We start from the raw sequence: 17,594 nt of genomic DNA, 5'->3' as shown, positions 1-17,594 counted from the left end.
CATGAAGCTGCTCGTCACCGGCGGCGCCGGCTACGTGGGGAGCGTGTGCACGGCGCACCTGCTCGACGCCGGCCACGACGTCACCGTCCTGGACGACCTCTCCACCGGCCACCGCGACGCCGTCCCCTCCGGCGCCGCGTTCGTGCAGGGCGACGTGGCGGTGGCCGCGTCCGGGGTCCTCGCCGAGGGCTACGACGGCGTGCTCCACTTCGCGGCCCGCTCGCTGGTCGGGGAGTCCGTGGTCGACCCGGCGAAGTACTGGCACGGCAACGTCGTGACCTCGATCGCCCTGCTCGACGCCGTGCGCGCGCACCGGGTGCCGCGCCTGGTGTTCTCCTCGACCGCAGCGACCTACGGCGAGCCGGAGACCTCCCCGATCACCGAGGACTCCCCCACGCGGCCCACCAACCCGTACGGCGCGACGAAGCTCGCGATCGACCACGCGATCACCTCCTACGCGGCCGCGTCCGGACGGGAGCTGGGCGCGGTGTCGCTGCGCTACTTCAACGTGGCCGGGGCGCACGGGGCGTTCGGGGAGCGGCACACCACCGAGACGCACCTCATCCCGCTGGTGCTGCAGGTGGCGGCCGGGACCCGCGAGCAGGTCGCGATCTACGGGGACGACTGGCCCACCGCCGACGGCACCTGCGTGCGCGACTACATCCACGTCGACGACCTCGCCGACGCCCACCTGCGTGCCCTCGACGTCGCCCCGACGGGTGAGCACCTGATCTGCAACCTCGGCAACGGGACGGGCTTCTCGGTGCGCGAGGTGATCGAGGCGTGCCGGCGCGTCACCGGACACCCGATCCCGGCCGCCGTCGCCCCGCGCCGCGCCGGTGACCCGGCCGTGCTGGTCGCGTCCGCGGCCCGGGCCCACGAGCGGTTGGGCTGGACCCCGACCCGCGGTGACCTCGACGGGATCGTCGCCGACGCGTGGGCGTTCGTGCGGTCGCGGGTGCCGGCGTGACGGCCAAGCCGAGTGCTCCCCCGTCGCTCCGCTCGCCCCTGGTCTGCTTCGACCTCGACGGCACCCTCGTCGATTCCGGCCCCGGGATCCGCGCCTCGGTACGGCACTCCGCCGCGACGGTCGGGATCGACGAGCCGGACGCCGAGCAGCTGCGCGCCCTGATCGGCCCGCCCTTCCCGCGGGCGTTCCGCGACGTGCTCGGCGTCGACGCGCCCACCGCCGACGCGATGATGGCCGCCTACCGCGCGTACTACGGCGGCGGCGCGATGTTCGACGTCGAGGTCTACCCCGGCGTCCCCGACCTGCTGGCCGAGCTCGTCGCCCGCGGCGACACGCTGGCGATCACCACCAGCAAGCCGCGCGAGTACGCCGACGAGATCGTCGCCCATCTCGGCCTGGACAAGTACGTCGCGGCCGGGGTGTTCGGCGCCGGCGACGATGTGGAGGGCAAGGCGGCCGTCGTCGGGCTCGCCCTCGCGCGGCACGACGGGCCGGTGGTCGGGCTGGTCGGCGACCGCAGCCACGACGTCGAGGGCGCCCGGGCGCACGGTCTGCCGTGCGTCGGGGTCGACTGGGGCTTCGGCGGGCGGGCGGAGCTCATCGCGGCGGGCGCGGCCGCCGTCGTCGACACCCCGGCCGAGGTCCCGGCCGCCCTCGACGGGCTGCGCTGACCCCTCACCCCACCCGCCGCCGGGTCTCCGCGGCACCCTCGACCGCGATCCGCCGGGCGTGCTCCGGGCCGTTCCCGAGGGCGAGCACGCGCTGCAGGAGCCGGCTGAGCTCGTGCTCGGGGTCGGCCGTCCACGCACGGTCCAGCGCCGTGGTCAGCGTCGCGCCCCCGCCGTGGTCGAGCGAGGCGAACGCGAGCAGCGTCGCGGGCTCGGCGACCTCGGGCGCCGGGACGGCCCGGACCAGCACCCGCCACAGCTCCTCGGCGTGCACCGGGTCCACCTCGGGGTCCTGCTCCGCGGCGAACCCGAGGCAGACGTCGCGCACCTGCTTGTCGGACAGTGCCGCCGCCAGCGCGGCGACCTCCTCCTCGGTGAGCACCCCACCCCTCCCGACCTCGGCCGCGGCCCGCCGGACCGTCGCCAGGTCCCGCCGGACCGCGGCCGGCCCCGCGAGCTCGCGGTCGAGGGCGGCCGCCCGGTGGGCGTCGTCGACCAGGTCCCGACGACGGCGGGAGCGGGCCGCCGGGTCGGGGGCCAACGACGCGGCCACCTCCTCGCGCGAGCCGTAGGTCACCCGGCCGAGCCCGGTCATCTCGGCGGCGGTGCGGGTGCCGCCCGGGTCCGGCAACGTCCCCGAGCAGTCGCACGGGTCGTAGCAGCGCCACGGGCCGCCGGCCACCACCCGCTCCGCCCACACCGCGCCCTCGACCCGGACCCGCTGCTGCCCGAACGCGTCCGTGACAGCGTCGACCAGGCCCGCGTGCGGCGGACGGCCGTCGTCGGAGACCGGGTCGGCCGACACCACCACGACGATGACCGCGTCCGGCCCGGTCGGCACCAGCCGGTCCCGCACGGCGGCGGCGAGGACGGCGTCGTCGTCGGGACCCCGCCCGAGGTCGATCCGGACCGACGCACCGAGGCGCAGCCGGCCCGGCCGTCCGTGCAGGGCGAGGCCCACGACGGACTCCGACGGGGTGAAGCCGAACAGCGGCGGGAGGGCCGCGACGAGGTCCGGCGGGTCCGTGATCGACACGACCACGGCCTCCTCCCGGCCCGGGCGTGCGGGTCGCGGGGCGGGGATGCGGCGGGTGGGGATGCGGGGGCGTCTCTTCCGGGTGCTCACACCGGGGTCGACTCCCGCGGCGCCGCCCCGGATCCACGGTTCACCCGATCGGCCGCACGCTCCGGATGACCTTCACCGGGACGTCATCCGGACCCGCTTGCCCCCGCCGGGGTCACCGGTCAGAGTCACCGCGTGGAGAGCCACGACTACGACCTGCTCGTCATCGGCTCCGGGCCGGGTGGGCAGAAGGCCGCGATCGCGGCGGCGAAGCTCGGGAAACGGGTCGCCGTCGTCGAACGGCGCGGGATGGTGGGCGGGGTCTGCACGCAGACCGGGACGATCCCGTCGAAGACCCTGCGCGAGGCGGTGCTCTACCTCACCGGGTACGCGATGCGCGGGCTCTACGGCGAGAGCTACCGCGTGAAGCAGGACATCACCGTGCAGGACCTGCTCGCGCGCACGCACTTCGTGATCGGCCGAGAGGTCGAGGTGATCCGCAACCAGCTCCAGCGCAACCGGGTCGACCTGCTCTCCGGCGCCGCGCGCTTCCTCGACGAGCACGCCGTCGAGGTCCTGGGCGAGCGCCGCGGCGAGCACCAGACGGTCACCGCCTCGAAGATCGTCGTCGCGACCGGGACGAAGCCGGCCCGGCCACCGTCCGTCGAGTTCGACGACCGCCGTGTGGTCGACTCCGACGGCATCCTCGCCATGGAGGCCATCCCGGCGAGCATGGTGGTGGTCGGGGCCGGCGTGATCGGCATCGAGTACGCCTCCATGTTCGCCGCCCTCGGCACGCGGGTGACCGTGGTCGAGCGCCGTCCCGCGATGCTCGACTTCTGCGACGCCGAGGTGGTCGAGTCGCTGAAGTTCCACCTGCGCGACCTCGCGGTCACCTTCCGCTTCGGCGAGGAGGTCTCCGGCGTGAGCGTGTCCGAGCGGGGCACGGTCACCACGCTGGCGAGCGGCAAGAAGATCGCCGCCGAGACCGTCATGTACTCCGCCGGCCGGCAGGGGGTGACCGAGGAGCTCGCCGTCGAGAAGGCCGGGCTCGAGGCGGACGCCCGGGGTCGGCTGAAGGTCGACGAGCACTACCGGACCGTGGTGCCCCACATCTACGCGGTCGGCGACGTGATCGGCTTCCCCGCCCTGGCCGCGACGTCGATGGAGCAGGGCCGGCAGGCCGCGTACCACGCCTTCGGCGAGCCCGCGGGCCGCTCCGACGCCGCGCTCGCGCCGTACGGCATCTACACGATCCCCGAGGTGTCCTACTGCGGCGCCACCGAGGCCGAGCTGACCGAGCGGTCCGTGCCCTACGAGGTCGGGATCGCCCGGTACCGCGAGCTCGCGCGCGGTCAGATCGTCGGGGACGACTACGGGATGCTCAAGCTGCTGGTCTCCCCGACCGATCACGCGCTGCTCGGCGTGCACGTCTTCGGGACCTCCGCGACCGAGCTCGTCCACGTCGGCCAGGCGATCATGGGTTGCGGCGGCACCGTCGACTACCTCGTCGACGCGGTGCTCAACTACCCGACGCTCTCCGAGGCCTACAAGGTCGCGGCCCTGGACGCGACGAACAAGATCCGCGCGCTGCAGGCCTTCGGCTGACGCGCCCGCGCGACCGCGGGCTTCTCGGCCACGGATCGCGTCGGGCGGCACCTTGTCGCGGGAATCTGTCGCACCCACCTCAGCTTGTCGCTGGGAATCCCAGCGACAAGCTGCCCGCGGAAGCGCGGAAGGCCGCGACAAGCTGGAACCAGGCGAGCTGGCGCGATGGCCGGACCCCGGCGCGCCGCACGCGCCGGTCAGACCGCCTCCCGACGGCGGACCACGTCCCGCGACACCTTGTCGCGGGAACCCGCCGCCCGGTCAGCAGCTTGTCGCTGGGATTCCCAACGACAAGCTGCCCGCGGACGCGCGGTACACCGCGACAAGGTGAGCCGGACGAGGCGCTCAGCCCCCGACCGGGAAGCGCAGGAGCGCGCCGACGTTGTCGGTCAGCTCCGTGCCCGCGCCGAGGACGGCGACCGAGCCGCCGAGCGCGCCCGTGGTGCGCAGCAGCACCTGCTCGGCGGGCCGCTGGACGACCTCGCCGTCGGACAGCGACGCGGCGCGGTCCTTCTCGGTGGAGACGGCCTCGGGGGCCGACCCGGTCCACAGCTCGCCGGGCACCGTCGTGGCGTCGACGAGGAGCAGGGTCTCCACCGCGCCGGCGCGGGCCGCCTCGAGGACCGCCTCGAGGCCCTCGGCGGCGTTGTTGTGCGCCTTCGCCTCGTGGAACCGCTCGCGGACCGAGGTCTCCTTGCGGGTCGCGGCCCGGCCCGCCTCGGTGAGCAGCGCGTCCTCGAGAGCGTCCTCGCTGGCACCGGCCGCACGGCTGCCCGCGTCGACCTCCTGGGTGATCTCCAGCAGGCCCTTCGTCATCTCGGCCCGGACGACCTCGCGGCCGCTGACCTCGCCGGCGAGCACGATGATCTCCGGCCGGAACGACGAGACGGCGGACTGGATGCCCTTCACGACGTCGGCGGCGTTCTGGTAGGCCGCCTCGGCGTGGCGACGTTGGCGCTGCTTGTGCGCGTTGCCGCCCTCGCGGGGCTTGTGCACCGACTCCACCGCGCTGCCGCGGACGGTCTCCTCGTCGACCTCGCGCGCGCCCTCCACGTTGGAGGCGACCACCTGGTAGACGTCACCACCGGTCTGGTCGACGACCGCGAGCACCACCCGGACGCTGCCGGACTGCGACCGGAAGTAGGACCCCAGCTCGGGCAGCGGGGACCACGTCGCGACGTCGCCCGAGCGGTCGACGCCCTCCACCGGCTCGTCGAGGAGCACCTCGCCGCCCGCGGCCACGACCACGCGGCCGTACGCGTCGAGGTCGCCGCCACGCGTGCCGGCGAAGACCTCCTCGAGCGCGGCGACCGTCTTGTCGTCGGCGCCCTGCTCGGTCAGCGAGTCGGCGAGCCCGCGCCACCGGAGCTCGGTCTGCTTCGCCGCGTTCTCGCCCGGGTTCGTCGCCTCCAGGTACACCGTCGCGAACGGTCCCGGCCGCTCGAACAGTTCCCGCGTGCGCGACAGGTCCATTCTGCTGTTCCTCCTCCAGGCCGCGGGTTCGGGGCCCGCGGCACGATGTCTGCTGTTGCGGCCTGCCGTACCCGATGACGGGGGGAGGTTTAACGTCCGAGGAGGAGGAGTTCGCCCTACCAGCCGCGCAGATCGACCGACCAGGTCTCCAGGACCTCCTCGTCGGCCACCAGGTGCATCCGTTCGTGGTAGGCCACGGTGGGGTCGACGTGCGCCGGGACCACGAGCACGCGGTCGCCCACGCGCACCGGGTCGTCCGGCGCGAAGGTGACGTGCTCGTCGGAGCAGAACCACACCTGCGCCCCGGGGATCGTCGGGTTCCCGTGGTCCATCCCCAGCGCCTTCAGGCCGACGTCGGCCACGGCGTAGGCGGGCATGTCCGGACGCGCGGGCGAGACGTGGACGACGGTGCCCAGCACGTGCAGCGCCTGCGCGTACCCCACGCCGGCCGCCGTGTAGGTCGAGTCCATCAGCGCGTACGACCCGGCCTGCATCTCGGTGACCCACGGGTTGCACGCCGAGGTCCCGGTGCCACCGCCGGAGATGACGTCCCCACCGACCTCGGCGTGGGCCGCCCGGAGCCTGGTCATGGCCTCGTCGGTGAGCCGGGCCCGCTCCTCGGGGTCGGGCCAGGCCTGCAGGTGTCCCTCGTAGCCCATGACGCCCCGCACCGTCAGGCCGGCGGTGCGGGCCCTCGCGGCCAGGGCACCGGCTTCCTCCGGACGGCACCCGCAGCGCGGCATCCCGACGTTCACGTCGATCAGCACCTCGCGGACCCCGCCCGCGGCGGCGGCCGCGATCGTCTCCGGGGAGTCCACGGCCACGGTCACGCGGGCGCCGTCGGCGACCACGCGACCGAGCCGGCGGGTGTCGAGGACCTCGTTGGCGAGCAGCAGGTCACGCCCCAGCCCGGCCGCGGCCATGCCCTCGACCTCGCGGATCGTCGCGCAGGTGAACCCGACGGCGCCGTGGGCCTCCTGGCGTGCCGCGAGGGCGGTCGTCTTGTGCGCCTTGACGTGCGGGCGCAGCGTCTCCCCCGGCCACCGCGCGGCCATCGCGGCGAGGTTCGCCTCGAGCGACTCGGCGTCGACGACGAGCGCGGGGGTCTGCAGGTCAGCCAGGTGCACCCAGGATCCTCTCGAGGTGGGCGTTGCCGAAGCGGCGTTCGGGGTCGAGGCGGTCGCGCAGGGCGACGACGTCGCGGAACTCCGGGTACGACGATGCCAGGTCGGCCGCGGTGCGCGTGTGCAGCTTGCCCCAGTGCGGGCGCCCGTCGAGCGCGGTCATCACCTCCTCGACGGCGCCGAAATACGGCTCGTGCGGCCGCGCGTGGTGGACGTGCACCGCGACGTACGCGGAGTCCCGGCCGCTCGCCGTGGACAGCGGGAGGTCGTCCGCCGCGGCCACCCGCACCTCGACCGGGAACGTCACGTCCGCCCCGTGCCGGGCGGCGGCGCCGCGCACCCCGTCCAGGGCCTCCCGCAGCGCCTCCCGCGGCACCGCGTACTCCATCTCCTTGAAGCGGACGCGCCGCGGGCTGGTGAACACCCGGTAGGAGCGGTCGACGTACTCCGCGTTCGCCATCTGCCCCGCCATGACCCGGTTGAGCGTCGGCACCGCCCGCGGCGCCGCCGCGCCGAGCCGGCACACCAGCTCGAAGGCACCGTTGCCGAGCAGCTCGTCACCGACCCACGCCCCCGCCTTCGACCGGGTGGGGCCGGTGGCGTCGGTGCGGTCGTTGATCTTCGTCGCGGCGACGTCGGTGTGCGGGAACCAGTAGAACTCGACGTGGTCGTGGTCGTCGGCCAGCTCGTCGAAGCCCTCGAGCACCTCCGCCAGCGGCCGCGCGGACTCGTGCGCGTGCAGCGAGAACGCGGGGACGCACTCCAGGGTCAGCGCCGTGACGACGCCGAGCGCTCCGAGCCCGATCCGCGCGTGGTGGAAGATCTCCGGGTGTTCCGTCGGGCTCGCCGTGATCACCGACCCGTCGGCGAGCACCATCGCCATCGCCCGGATGCGGGCCGCGATCCCGGTGTGCCGGGCGCCGGTGCCGTGCGTGCCGGTGGCGACCGCGCCCGCGATGGTCTGCGCGTCGATGTCGCCGAGGTTGGGCAGCGCCAGACCCTGCGCCCACAGCGCGGCGTTCAGTGCGCGGATCGTCATGCCGGCCGGGACGGTCGCGAGCATCTCGCGGACCTCCGGGACGCCCTGCGACGGCACCGCGAGCGCGACCCCCTCGGGCGCGCCGATCGCGGTGAACGAGTGGCCCGAGCCGGTCGCCTTCACCCGCAGCCCGTCACGCGCGGCCTCCTTGACCGCCGTGACGACGTCCTCGGTGGAGCGGGCGACGACGCGCCGGGCCGGCTCGGTGCTCTGGTTCCGCGCCCAGTTACGCCAGGTCAAGGGACTTCTCCGTTCCCGACGGCGGGTGTGCCTGCGGCAGCCCCGCCGTCCCGTCGCGCAGGCGGCGCCGCAGCACCGCCACGTACCAGAGCCCCGTGAGGGCGAGCCCGCCCAGCACGACGTAGTCGGCGGCGCGGAACGCGTCGGGCAGCGTCAGCGCCGCGACGACGACCACGAGCCACGCCATCGCGAGCACCGCCACCGGCAGCGCCGCGCGACCGAGGGAGAACCCGCCGTCCCCGGAGGCCCGGAGCCGCCGGCGACGGGCGAGGTAGCCGCCCAGGGTGAGCAGGTAGACCAGGTACGGCACGAGGGCCGTCGCGCCGACGAGGATCGTGAAGGCCGCGCCGTCGAGCGTGCCGTAGGCGAGCAGCACGAGGCAGACGACGAAGCTCACCACCAGCGCGACCACCGGGGTCGCCGTCCGCGCGTTCACCCCGCGCAGCGCCCGGGACGCCGGCAGCAGCCCGTCCCTCGCCATGGCGAAGATCAGGCGCGAGTTCGACGCGGCGGCCACCACGAGCAGCGCGAACATCGAGAAGACGACGACCACGAGGAAGACGTCGGTGAGCACGGGTCCGAGCCAGTAGGTCGCGATCGCTGCGAGCGGGACGGGCGAGGCCTCCACGGCACCGAGGTCGGGGATCGCGACCGTGAAGCCGATGAGCGCCACCCAGCCGAGCACACCGGAGACGAGCGCCGCGACGACCATCGCCCGTGGGACGGTGCGGCGGGCGTCGACGGCCTCCTCGGCCATGTCCGCCGCCGCCTCGAACCCCACCAGCGTGAAGATGCCGATCAGCGCGCCGCCGACGATGGCGTCGGCGAGCGGGGTGCCCGGGTTCGTGACGGCGAGGAAGGCGAGCCCGTGCCCGCCGTCGGGCGTGGCGCCGGAGTGGGTCGCCCACAGGACGAGCAGCAGCACCGAGAGCACGACCGTCCCGGCGATCTCGGCGAACACCGCGAGGTTGTTGACCCGCGCCGCGAGCTGGACGCGCACGATGTTCACCACGTAGGCGAGCAGCAGCGCCACCACGGCGATGACGAGCAGGGTCAGCGGGTCCGCGGCGTCGAGGCCGAGCACCGTCGCGCTCAGGGGCGCGAGCCCGACGAGCGCGATGCCCGGCAGCCCGACGGCGCCGTAGAGCAGGCCGAGCGCGCCGACGGTGTACCCGAAGCCGGTGTTCACCAGCCGCGCCGACCACTGGTAGTTCGCCCCGGCCAGCGGCATGTGACCGGCCAGCTCCGCGAGCACCAGGACCACGAGCACCTGCCCGACGGCCGCCACCGGCCACAGCCACACCGCGGCCGGCCCGAGCGTCGTCAGGCCGTAGGCGTAGTTGACGAAGATGCCGGTGGTGATCGAGACGACCGAGAAGGCGATCGCGAACAATGCGAACCGCCGCAGCACCCGCGGGAACGCGCTCGCGTATCCGGCCTCCACGACCGGTCAGCCTCCGACCCGGCGCCCGGCCGAGTCAATCCGTGCGGTGCGGCGGACGCTGTGGTGAGGTCACACGGGTGAGTGAGGTGCGCACCGTGGACGTGGCCGAGGTCGAGGCGGTCGTCCGGAAGCTCTGCGTCGAGGCCAACCACGAGCTGCGCGCCGACCACGTCGCGGCGCTGCAGCGGGGCCGCGACGCCGAGGAGTCGCCGATCGGGCGCGAGGTGTTCGACCGGCTGCTGGAGAACGCGCGCGTCTCGGCGGCCGAGCAGATCGCCTTCTGCCAGGACACGGGGTACGCCGTCGTGTTCCTGACGGTCGGGCAGGACGTGCACTTCACCGGTGGCTCGCTCGCGGAGGCGATCGACCGCGGGGTGGCCGAGGGCTACTCCGACGGCTACCTGCGCGCCTCGCTGGTCCGCTCCCCCGTCGACCGGGTGAACACCGGCGACAACACCCCGGCGATGGTGCACTACGACCTCGTGCCCGGGGCCGGCATCGAGCTGACGCTGCTGGTCAAGGGCGCGGGGTGCGACAACATGAGCGCGCTGCGGATGCTCACGCCCGCCGCCGGCGTCGAGGGCATGAAGCGCTTCGTCGTCGAGACGATCGAGAAGGCGGGGCCGAGCGCGAGTCCGCCGGTGACGGTGGGGATCGGGATGGGCGGCACCTTCGACCGGGCCGCGGTGCTGGCGAAGCGCGCGCTCACGCGGGATCCGACCGGCTCGCCGTCCCCGGACCCGAAGCTCGCGGAACTCGAGGCCGAGCTCGTCGACGCGATCAACGCGACCGGCATCGGCCCCGCCGGCTTCGGCGGCACCGTCACGACGGTCGCGGTGCACGTCGAGGCCTACCCCACGCACATCGCCGCATTCCCCGTCGCGATCAACCTGGACTGCCACTCCCACCGGGTCCGGAGCGTGACGCTGTGACGGACCTCCGGCTGCCCCTGGCCGACCCCGCCGCACTGCACTCCGGCGACTCGGTCACGTTGAGCGGCACCGTCTACACCGCCCGCGACGCCGCGCACGCCCGGTTCCTCGAGGCGATCGACGCCGGCGAGGACCTCCCCGTCGACGTCGACGGCGCCACGATCTACTTCGTCGGCCCGACGCCGGCCCGGCCCGGGCACGTCATCGGGTCCGCCGGCCCCACGACGGCGAGCCGGTGCGACGCCTACTCCCCGGCGCTCGTCGAACGGGGCCTCGCCGCGATGATCGGGAAGGGTCGGCGGAACGCCGAGGTGAAGGCCTCGATGCTCGAGCACGGCTGCGTGTACTTCGGGGCCATCGAGGGCACCGCCGCCCTGCTCTCGCAGTGCATCACCGCGGCGGAGATCGTGGCGTACGAGGACCTGGGCGCCGAGGCCGTCCGGAAGCTGACCATCGCGGACTTCCCGGCCCTCGTCGTCAACGACCTGCACGGCGGCGACCTGTACGACGACGGCCCGGCGCGCTACCGGCGATAACGGACACCGCCCCTGCACCGCCGTCTCCGAAGTGCTGTGATCCGGGGATGCGCTACGACGCGATCATCGCGGAGACGATCGGCATCCGGGGTCACGGTGACGAGCTCATCGAGGCCTACACCGCACGGCCGCTGGACCCCGGGCCCCACCCCGGGATGATCGTGATCCACCACATGCCCGGCTACGACCGGGAGTCGAAGGAGATCACCCGTCGATTCGCGACGATGGGCTACTCGGCGATCTGCCCGAACCTCTACACCCGCGAGGCCCCGGACGCCGAGCCCGACGACGCCGCCGCGACGGCTCGCGCGCAGGGTGGCGTGCCCGACGAGCGCTTCGCCGGCGACGCCGCCGGCGCGGCCCGGTGGCTGCGCAGCCTGGCCAACGCGACCGGCGCGGTCGGCGTGATCGGGTACTGCTCGGGCGGCCGCCAGGCGGTGCTGACCGGCATCGAGGTCGACGTGCAGGCGGCGGTCGACTGCTACGGCGCATTCGTCGTGGGGACGCCGCCGGAGGGGTTCCCGCTGCAGGTCGCGCCGCTGGCCGACCGGATCCCCGAGCTGGGGGCGCCGCTGCTCGGCCTGTTCGGCAACGACGACTCCTACCCCTCGCCGGAGCAGGTCGACGAGCTGGAGAAGCTCCTCCAGGAGCACGGCAAGACCTACGAGTTCCACCGCTACGACGGCGCCGGGCACGCGTTCTTCTCCGTCGACCGCCCGGCCTACCGACCGGAGGCCGCCGTCGACGGGTGGCAGCGCGTCGAGGCCTTCCTCGCCCGGCACCTCGTCACCGACGTCGTGGGGAGCAACTGATGTGCACCTACTCGACCGAGAAGGTCGCGCTCGAGCGGTCGTCCGGGAAGACCCGCGAGGGCTGGCAGTCGATGCGCGAGGCGACCGTGTACTACGACCACCCGGTCCACGCCCCGGACGCGCACACCGTGAACATCGACTTCCTCGGCCGGGAGCCCGGCTCGCGGGTCGCCGTGGAGCTCTCGCTCGACTCGGCCCGCGAGCTGCTGAAGGCCCTCGAGGTCACCGTGGAGCGGGCGCAGTTCCACTGATCGCGCGCTCCAGCACCGCGGCCGGGCTCGGCTGGGTCGCCATCTCCGCGGCGACCTCGGTGGCGGCGGCGCGGAACGACGGGTCGGTGAGCAGCGTGCCGACCGCGTCCTGCACCGTCGCGACGTCGAGCCCGGCCGGGTCGTGCGAGAGCCCGACGCCGCGCTCGACGACCCGGGCCGCCGACATCGGGTTGTCCGCGAACGACGGCAGCACGAGCTGCGGGATCCCGTAGAACAGCGGCGTCGCGGTGGTGCCCGAGCCGCCGTGGTGCACGATCGCCGCGCAGTCGGGGAGGAACGCCGAGAGCGGCAGGTAGCCCACCGAGCGGACGTTCGCGGGCAGCGTCCCGAGCCCGGACAGGTCGGCCGTGCCGGCGGCGAGCACGACCTCGACATCCATCCCGCCGAGCGCCTCGAGCACCACGGCGAGGCCGGACACCCCGCTCATCGCCGGGACCACCGTCCCGAGCGTCACCGCGACCCGCGCCCGTTCCGGACGACGGGTGGCCCAGTCCGGCACGACCGTGCCGCCGTTGTACGGCACGAACCGCATCGGCCACCACGGCGCGCCGTCGCGCTCGTCGGGGTGCTCCTGGCCCGCCGCCAACCCGCCCATGCTCGGCGGCCGCACGTCGAGACGGGCCACGGGCACCGGCTCGACGTCGCCGATCCCGAGCTTCGCCCGCATCACCCCGACCACCTCGCCGCGGCCGAAGACGTCGTGGCCGGCGCGCCAGTCGAGGTCGCGCATGGACCAGGAGATGCGGTTCCCGACCTCGAGGACCTCCGCGCCCACGGCGGCGGCGGTCAGCAGCCCGGCGGCGTGGTCGGACGTGTGGACGACCAGATCGGGGCGGAACGCACGGGCGGCCTCGACCGTGCCCCTCGTCATGGTCGCCGTGAACAGGGAGAACGGCCCCTGGTCCCGGGCCGCGAGGTGGTACTCCTCGGGCGCGTCCTCGCCCGGGCCGTCCGGTGACAGGACCGTGGCCATGAGGTCGGCCCACACGTCGCGCTCGGGGAACACGTCGACCACCGTCAGGCCGGCCCGCGCCCCGACGTCCGCCATCTCCGACGTCGTGGCGAGCAGGACCTCGTGGCCCGCGGCCCGGGCCGCCCACATCAGCGGGATCACCGGCAGCGTCAGGCCGTGGCCGGGCGCCGTCGCGAACAGGATGTGCATGGTGCGACAGCCTGCTCCTCGAGGGACTTGCCAGGCAACAGTTCGCGATATATCGTTGAGCCATCGCCGACAGTCGGCGGTAGTCAACGAAAGGATCGAACGACATGTTCGACATCAATGAGCGCCCGGAGTGGGCGCACAAGCGGGGCCAGCGCGGCCCCGGCCAGCACGGCGAGCCGGGCGGTCCGCGCGGCTTCGCCCGTCGACGGGGCGGAGGCCCCTTCGGCATGGACTTCGGGCCGCCCTTCGGCCCGGGGGGTCCCGGCGGTGGCCGTGGACGCGGCGGGCGTGGTCCCGGTGGCCCGTTCGCGGGTCCGTGGGGTCCCGACGACGAGCGTCGTCGTCACCACGGGCACGGACGGGGACGGCGGTCGCGCGGCGACGTGCGCCTGGCCATCCTCGCGCTGCTCCGCGAGGAGTCGCGGCACGGCTACCAGATCATCCAGGAGATCGCCGAGCGTTCGGGCGGCTCGTGGAAGCCCAGCCCGGGGTCGGTCTACCCGACCGTCTCCCAGCTGGCCGACGAGGGGCTGGTGCAGACCGAGAAGTCGGAGGGCCGCACGGTCGTGCACCTCACCGACACGGGGCGCACCTACGTCGAGGAGCACGCCGCCGAGCTGGACGCGGTGTGGTCGCAGGTCGAGGCCGGCGCCCAGGACGGGTTCGGCGACCTGCGCACGGCGGGCCGTGGGCTCGCCGGGGCGGTCGCCCAGGTGGCCCAGGTCGGGTCACCGGAGCAGGTGACCGAGGCGACGAAGGTCCTCGACGAGGCCCGGCGCCGGCTCTACCTGCTGCTCGCGGAGGTGGACGGGTCCACGGAGGACTCTCCGGAGGACGAGCCCACCGACGAGCCGTCGTGATCGCAACGCGCCCGTCACACCGCGCTCCTACCCTCGACCGTCCCTGATGACGATCCCGAGGAGCGCAGCGTGTTGGGCCTGTTCGCAGGAGGGGCCGCCCCGCCGTCCCCCGGTCCGGTCGCACGCCGGGTCGCCGGGGAACGGTGGGCCCTCCAGTACCGCGTCGTGCACGGCTACCGGCGGGCCTTCCGCCGGGCCGGGACCGGGCCGGTGCTGCTGCTGATCCACGGGATCGGCGACGACTCCTCGACCTGGGGCCCGCTGCTCGACGACCTCGCGCGCGACCACACCGTGATCGCCCCCGACCTCCTCGGCCACGGCGGCTCCGACAAGCCCCGCGGCGACTACTCGATCGGCGCCTACGCCAACGGGATGCGCGATCTCCTCGCCGTCCTCGACGTCGACCGCGCCACGCTGGTCGGCCACTCGCTCGGCGGTGGGGTCGCGATGCAGTTCGCCTACCAGTACCCCGAGCGCACCGAACGGCTCGTGCTCGTCGGCGCCGGCGGGGTGGCCCGCTCGGTCACCCCCGCGCTGCGCGCCGCCTCGCTCCCCTTCGCCGACCTCGTGCTGCCCGTGCTGGGCTGGCCCGGCGTGCGGTTCCAGACCGAGCTGGTGCTGCGCGTGCTCCAACAGCTCGACACCGGCCTCGGCCGCGACGCGGAGGATCTCGTCCGCCTCGTCGACGCCCTCCCCGACACCACCAGCCGCTCGGCCTTCCTGCGCACGCTGCGCGCGGTCGTCGACTGGCGCGGGCAGGTCGTCACGATGCTCGACCGGTGCTACCTGACCGTCGGCATGCCCACCCTGCTGGTGTGGGGCGCCGACGACATGGTGGTGCCGGTCGAGCACGGCCGCACCGCCCACGAGGCCATGCCCGGCAGCCGGCTCGAGGTGTTCGAGCGTGCCGGGCACTTCCCGTTCCACTCCGACCCGGTCCGCTTCGTCGCGGTCCTGCGGGAGTTCCTGGCCTCCACCGGGCCGGCGCACTGGAGCCCGGCCGAATGGCGCGAGCTCCTCCGCACGGGGGCTCGTCCCGACGGCACTGGCGCCACGGACCACGCCTCGTCGCGGGGAATCACAGCGACGAGCTGACGACGTCGCCTTATCGCGGTCCACATCCACTCGCCGACCGCCTTGTCGTTCTGATTCACAACGACAAGGTGGCCGGCCGACGTCGACTCCCCGCGACAAGGTGGCCGGGACAGCCCCACCGGTGCGCCGGGAGCATGATCCGGTCGCGGTCGGCAGACTGGGCGGGTGACCTCCTCCGCTGACGCCTCCGAGACCGACGACCCGTACCTCTGGCTCGAGGACGTCACCGGCGACGAGGCCCTGTCGTGGGTCCGCGAGCGCAACGCCGAGAGCCTCGGGCGACTCACCGACACCGAGCGGTTCGGCGATCTGCGCGACGGGCTGCGCGCGGTCCTGGACTCCGACGACCGCATCCCCTACACCCGCCGTCGGGGCGAGCTGCTCTACAACTTCTGGCAGGACGGCGAGCACCCCCGCGGCCTGTGGCGGCGCACGACGCTGGACGACTACCGCTCCGGTGACCCGTCCTGGGAGCTGCTGCTCGACGTCGACGCGCTCGCCCGCGACGAGGACGAGAACTGGGTCTGGGCCGGGGCGTCCGCGCGCTGGCCGGACTACACCCGGGCCCTGGTCCAGCTCTCGCGCGGCGGCGCGGACGCGACCGTGGTCCGCGAGTTCGACATCGAGGAGAAGCGGTTCCTGACGGCGGACGAGGGCGGCTTCACGCTGCCCGAGGCCAAGAGCCGCATCTCGTGGGTCGACGACGACACCGTGTTCGTCGGCACCGACCTCGGGCCCGGCTCCATGACGACGTCCGGCTACCCGCGGGTGATGCGCCGCTGGTCGCGCGGGACGCCGGTCGACGAGGCGCCGGTCGTCTTCGAGGCGGAGGCGACCGACGTCGCCGCGTTCGCCGGCAAGGACCGCACCCGCGGCTTCGAGCGCGAGATGGTCGGACGCAGCCCCGACTTCCACACCGTCGAGGAGTTCGTGCTCCGTGAGGACGGGTCCCGGGTGAGGATCGAGGCGCCGGCCGACGCGGACACCGACATCGACCGCGCCTGGCTGCTCGTCCGGACCCGTTCGCCGTGGACGGTCTCCGGCACCGAGTATGCGGCGGGCACACTGCTGGCGTTCGACGTCGAGGGGTTCCTCGCGGGCTCCCGTGAGCACACGGTGCTGTTCGCGCCGACGGCGTCGCGATCGCTGTCGGGCTGGTCGTGGACGAAGAGCTACCTCATCCTGACGGTGCTCGAGGACGTCGCGACCCGCCTCGAGGTGCTCACCCCGCCGGCGGGACCGGAGCAGTGGGCCGCGGGCGACTGGGCGCGGCGCGAACTGCCGACCGGGGAGGCGTTCGCCGAGGTCGCCGTCGTCGGGACGGACCCGGACGAGTCCGACGAGATCTTCCTCGACACGGACGGCTTCACCCGGCCCTCGACGTTCGCGCGCACCGTGCTCGGCGCGACCGCCGACGACGACGCCCCGCTGGAGACGCTGCGCTCCGCCCCATCGTTCTGGGACACCACCGGCGTCACCGTCCGGCAGTTCTTCGCGACGTCCGACGACGGCACGAAGGTGCCCTACTTCGTCGTCGGGAAGGATTCCGCCGAGTCGGGCCCGGTGCTCATGACCGGGTACGGCGGCTTCGAGATCTCGCTGACGCCGTCGTACTCCGGCGTGATGGGTCGGGGGTGGATCTCGCAGGGCGGCACGTACGTCGTCGCGAACATCCGCGGTGGCGGGGAGTACGGGCCGGAGTGGCACACGTCGGCCCTGCGCGAGCACCGCCACCGCGCGTACGAGGACTTCGCGGCGGTCGCACGGGACCTCGTCGAGCGCGGGATCACGACGCCGGGTCAGCTCGCGATCCACGGCGGGTCCAACGGCGGGCTGCTCATGGGCGTCATGATCACGCGGTACCCGGAGCTGTTCGGGGCGGTCGTGGTGATGGTGCCGCTGCTGGACATGCGGCGGTTCCACCTGCTGCTCGCGGGGGCCTCGTGGCAGGCGGAGTACGGGGAGCCGGACAACCCCGACGACTGGGCGTTCATCTCGCAGTACTCGCCCTACCAGCACCTCTCGGCGGACGCGCGGTACCCGGCGCTGCTGGTGACGACCTCGACCCGCGACGACCGCGTCCACCCGGGCCACGCGCGGAAGTTCGTCGCGCGGCTGCGGGAGTACGGGCATCCCGTGGAGTACTACGAGAACGTCGAGGGCGGTCACGGCGGCGCGGCCGACAATGCGCAGCGGGCCTTCCAGTGGGCGCTGGTCCTGGAGTTCTGCCGCCGCGCCGTGGGAAACGCCCCCGAGTAGGTCCGCGCCCGTGCCATGCTCGGGGCCGAGGGGTGAT

At 74.0% G+C, this 17,594-nt stretch carries 16 protein-coding genes; 10 read left to right on the top strand and 6 right to left on the bottom strand.

From position 1 onward, the window contains the following. Position 1 precedes the first annotated feature (1 nt). Positions 2-970 (top strand): UDP-glucose 4-epimerase GalE, encoded by a 969-nt coding sequence (gene galE / locus QRT03_RS10810; RefSeq protein ID WP_286052734.1) that lies wholly within the window; start codon positions 2-4, stop codon positions 968-970. Then, complete coding sequence (locus QRT03_RS10805; protein ID WP_286052733.1) at positions 967-1,641, top strand: HAD hydrolase-like protein; 675 nt, start codon at positions 967-969, stop codon at positions 1,639-1,641. The genes galE and QRT03_RS10805 overlap by 4 nt, the downstream gene beginning before the upstream one ends. Positions 1,642-1,645: 4 nt before the next feature. Here the strand turns inward: QRT03_RS10805 and QRT03_RS10800 are convergent, their stop codons facing one another. Continuing rightward, complete coding sequence (locus QRT03_RS10800) at positions 1,646-2,674, bottom strand: DUF4192 domain-containing protein (RefSeq protein ID WP_286052732.1); 1,029 nt, start codon at positions 2,672-2,674, stop codon at positions 1,646-1,648. Positions 2,675-2,896: 222 nt separating this feature from the next. Here QRT03_RS10800 and sthA point away from each other — a divergent pair, with 222 nt between their 5' ends. Then, the gene (gene sthA, locus QRT03_RS10795; protein WP_286052731.1) at positions 2,897-4,309 is read left to right on the top strand and encodes a Si-specific NAD(P)(+) transhydrogenase; all 1,413 of its coding nucleotides are present in this window, start codon (positions 2,897-2,899) and stop codon (positions 4,307-4,309) included. Positions 4,310-4,654: 345 nt separating this feature from the next. Here the strand turns inward: sthA and QRT03_RS10790 are convergent, their stop codons facing one another. The 4 genes from QRT03_RS10790 to QRT03_RS10775 all read right to left on the bottom strand — a co-directional run bounded on the left by QRT03_RS10790 (position 4,655) and on the right by QRT03_RS10775 (position 9,629). Beyond that, positions 4,655-5,782 (bottom strand): baeRF2 domain-containing protein, encoded by a 1,128-nt coding sequence (locus tag QRT03_RS10790; RefSeq protein ID WP_286052730.1) that lies wholly within the window; start codon positions 5,780-5,782, stop codon positions 4,655-4,657. Between the two features lie 116 nt (positions 5,783-5,898). After that, complete coding sequence (locus QRT03_RS10785; protein WP_286052729.1) at positions 5,899-6,909, bottom strand: alanine racemase; 1,011 nt, start codon at positions 6,907-6,909, stop codon at positions 5,899-5,901. Further along, positions 6,896-8,185 carry a D-arabinono-1,4-lactone oxidase gene (locus QRT03_RS10780; RefSeq protein WP_286052727.1) on the bottom strand — a complete coding sequence of 430 codons (1,290 nt, stop codon included), beginning with the start codon at positions 8,183-8,185 and terminating at the stop codon, positions 6,896-6,898. Before QRT03_RS10780 ends, QRT03_RS10785 begins: the two co-directional genes overlap by 14 nt. After that, positions 8,172-9,629 (bottom strand): APC family permease, encoded by a 1,458-nt coding sequence (locus QRT03_RS10775; RefSeq protein ID WP_286052726.1) that lies wholly within the window; start codon positions 9,627-9,629, stop codon positions 8,172-8,174. The genes QRT03_RS10780 and QRT03_RS10775 overlap by 14 nt, the downstream gene beginning before the upstream one ends. 77 nt (positions 9,630-9,706) lie before the next feature. On the opposite strand from QRT03_RS10775, the gene QRT03_RS10770 reads away from it, so the two are divergent. The 4 genes from QRT03_RS10770 to QRT03_RS10755 are packed head-to-tail and all read left to right on the top strand — an operon-like array spanning position 9,707 to position 12,160. Continuing rightward, positions 9,707-10,561 (top strand): fumarate hydratase, encoded by an 855-nt coding sequence (locus QRT03_RS10770; RefSeq protein WP_286052725.1) that lies wholly within the window; start codon positions 9,707-9,709, stop codon positions 10,559-10,561. Beyond that, positions 10,558-11,097 (top strand): fumarate hydratase C-terminal domain-containing protein, encoded by a 540-nt coding sequence (locus tag QRT03_RS10765; RefSeq protein ID WP_286052724.1) that lies wholly within the window; start codon positions 10,558-10,560, stop codon positions 11,095-11,097. Before QRT03_RS10770 ends, QRT03_RS10765 begins: the two co-directional genes overlap by 4 nt. A gap of 47 nt (positions 11,098-11,144) precedes the next feature. Further along, complete coding sequence (locus QRT03_RS10760) at positions 11,145-11,909, top strand: dienelactone hydrolase family protein (RefSeq protein WP_286052723.1); 765 nt, start codon at positions 11,145-11,147, stop codon at positions 11,907-11,909. Beyond that, positions 11,909-12,160, top strand: coding sequence for a DUF6295 family protein (locus QRT03_RS10755; RefSeq protein ID WP_286052722.1), 252 nt, complete (start codon positions 11,909-11,911; stop codon positions 12,158-12,160). The genes QRT03_RS10760 and QRT03_RS10755 overlap by 1 nt, the downstream gene beginning before the upstream one ends. Here QRT03_RS10755 and QRT03_RS10750 read toward each other — a convergent pair. After that, entirely contained in the window at positions 12,132-13,343 is a 1,212-nt protein-coding gene (locus QRT03_RS10750) for a nucleotide disphospho-sugar-binding domain-containing protein (RefSeq protein ID WP_286052720.1), read from the bottom strand. The two genes, QRT03_RS10755 and QRT03_RS10750, sit on opposite strands and share 29 nt — an antisense overlap. A 104-nt stretch (positions 13,344-13,447) precedes the next feature. Here QRT03_RS10750 and QRT03_RS10745 point away from each other — a divergent pair, with 104 nt between their 5' ends. The 3 genes from QRT03_RS10745 to QRT03_RS10735 all read left to right on the top strand — a co-directional run bounded on the left by QRT03_RS10745 (position 13,448) and on the right by QRT03_RS10735 (position 17,557). Beyond that, positions 13,448-14,203, top strand: coding sequence for a PadR family transcriptional regulator (locus QRT03_RS10745; protein WP_286052719.1), 756 nt, complete (start codon positions 13,448-13,450; stop codon positions 14,201-14,203). 69 nt (positions 14,204-14,272) lie between these two features. Next, a complete protein-coding gene (locus QRT03_RS10740; protein ID WP_286052718.1) occupies positions 14,273-15,298 on the top strand; it encodes an alpha/beta fold hydrolase in 1,026 nt (341 codons plus the stop codon). A gap of 165 nt (positions 15,299-15,463) precedes the next feature. Further along, positions 15,464-17,557, top strand: a complete 2,094-nt coding sequence (locus tag QRT03_RS10735; protein WP_286052717.1) for a prolyl oligopeptidase family serine peptidase — start codon at positions 15,464-15,466, stop codon at positions 17,555-17,557. Positions 17,558-17,594 lie beyond the last annotated feature (37 nt).

The organism is Actinomycetospora termitidis (genome assembly GCF_030286555.1).
In the GTDB taxonomy this organism is placed as follows: Bacteria; Actinomycetota; Actinomycetes; order Mycobacteriales; family Pseudonocardiaceae; genus Actinomycetospora; species Actinomycetospora termitidis.
This window is presented reverse-complemented; position numbering and strand designations above follow the sequence as displayed.

Bases quoted from the DNA above. Each gene is read 5' to 3' on its own strand.
- galE (WP_286052734.1), top strand. From the start codon at position 2: ATGAAGCTGCTCGTCACCGGCGGCGCCGGCTACGTGGGGAGCGTGTGC.
- QRT03_RS10790 (WP_286052730.1), bottom strand. From the start codon at position 5,782: ATGGACCTGTCGCGCACGCGGGAACTGTTCGAGCGGCCGGGACCGTTC.
- QRT03_RS10760 (WP_286052723.1), top strand. From the start codon at position 11,145: ATGCGCTACGACGCGATCATCGCGGAGACGATCGGCATCCGGGGTCAC.
- QRT03_RS10755 (WP_286052722.1), top strand. From the start codon at position 11,909: ATGTGCACCTACTCGACCGAGAAGGTCGCGCTCGAGCGGTCGTCCGGG.
- QRT03_RS10750 (WP_286052720.1), bottom strand. From the start codon at position 13,343: ATGCACATCCTGTTCGCGACGGCGCCCGGCCACGGCCTGACGCTGCCG.
- QRT03_RS10745 (WP_286052719.1), top strand. From the start codon at position 13,448: ATGTTCGACATCAATGAGCGCCCGGAGTGGGCGCACAAGCGGGGCCAG.